At 68.5% G+C, this 1419-nt stretch carries 1 protein-coding gene; it reads left to right on the top strand.

The window, feature by feature from the left end; all coding sequences use genetic code 11:
• The first annotated feature begins 81 nt into the window (after positions 1-81).
• Positions 82-1365 carry a helix-turn-helix domain-containing protein gene (locus L6Q96_23120; protein ID MCK6557442.1) on the top strand — a complete coding sequence of 428 codons (1284 nt, stop codon included), beginning with the start codon at positions 82-84 and terminating at the stop codon, positions 1363-1365.
• Positions 1366-1419: the final 54 nt, after the last annotated feature.

Raw genomic sequence — 1419 nt, 5'->3', positions numbered from 1 at the left:
GTACAAACCGGGCACATAGGTAACAGATTGGACCGGGCACATGGGTAACACCTACAGGCATGGGCACCAAGGAGGTGGTGCATGCCGTGGAAGGAGACCCGTGTGGAGGAGCAACGGTTGAAGTTCATCGCCGCGTGCCTGGACGAGGAGAGCGGCTGGAGCATGAGCGAGGTGTGCGCGCTGTACGGCGTGAGTCGCAAGAGCGGCTACAAATGGCTGAAGCGCTATCGCGACGCGGGCCTGGCCGGGTTGGCGGAGCGCAGTCGGGCCCCACACCATCAGCCCCACGCCACCGCGCCGGAGGTGGCAAGGCAGCTGATCGCGGCGCGGCACCAGCATCCGTTCTGGGGGCCGCGGAAGTTGGTGGCGGTGTTGCAGCGGACGCACCCCGAGCTCGGGTGGCCGGCGCCGAGCACGGCGGGCGCCATCCTCAAGCGGCAGGGCCTGGTGCGCGCGCGCCGGCGCCGCCGCAAGAGCACGGGGGTCCCCCGGCATGGATTGCGCACGCCGAGGGAGGCCAATCAGGTCTGGGCGGTGGATTACAAGGGCTGGTTTCGGCTGGGCAACGGACAGCGGTGCGATCCGCTGACGATCTCCGACCTATACAGCCGCTACTTGCTCGAGTGTCGGTGCGTGAAGCGCCTGACCGGGCAGTGCGCCCGCCCGATTTTCGAGCGCGTGTTTCGGGAGCATGGGCTGCCCGACGCGATCCGCAGCGACAATGGGAGCCCGTTTGCCTCGGCCGGGCTGGGCGGGCTGTCAGCGCTGTCGGTGTGGTGGATCAAGCTGGGCATTGAGCTCGAACGCATCGTGCCCGGACGCCCCGACCAGAACGGGTGTCATGAGCGCATGCATCGCACGCTGCAGCGCGAGGCCGCCTCGCCCCCGTGCGCCACGGCCGCCGCGCAGCAACGCGGCTTCAACCGCTTTCGGCGGATCTTCAACACCGAGCGCCCGCATGAGGCGTTGAACGATACGGTGCCCGCCCAGTGGTACGGCCCCTCGCCCCGGGCGTATCCCGCGGTCCTGCCGGAGATCGTCTATCCCGCGCATGTTGAAGTCCGCCGGGTGCGGACCAGCGGCGAGATCAAGTGGCAGGGCGGCTGTGTGTATCTGAGCGAAGCCCTGGTAGGCGAGCCGGTGGGGCTCGAGGCGGTCAGTGATCGTCATTGGCGCGTCTGCTTCGGTCCCGTCGCCCTGGGGCTGTTCGACAGTCACACCCGCACGCTGCTGGCCTACCGCCCGGCCACTCGCCGGGACCGGGCCGCCGCGCGCGCCGCGCGCGCGGTTGTGGAGAACTCCAGTCGCCCTACGGGCTCCTTCCGTTCTCCACAACCGCAAAACCGAAGACCGGACCGGCCATGAAGTGTTACCCATGTGCCCGGTCTATTCTGTTACCCATGTGCCCGCTTGCACCGG

Source organism: Candidatus Binatia bacterium (genome assembly GCA_023150935.1).
Lineage (GTDB): Bacteria > Desulfobacterota > Binatia > HRBIN30 > HRBIN30 > JAKLJW01.
The sequence above is the reverse complement of the archived record's forward strand: the minus strand, read 5'-3'. Positions and strand labels throughout refer to the sequence as shown.

What these genes read in the sequence shown, in the direction of transcription:
- L6Q96_23120 (MCK6557442.1), top strand. Translation starts at nt 82, where the DNA reads ATGCCGTGGAAGGAGACCCGTGTGGAGGAGCAACGGTTGAAGTTCATC.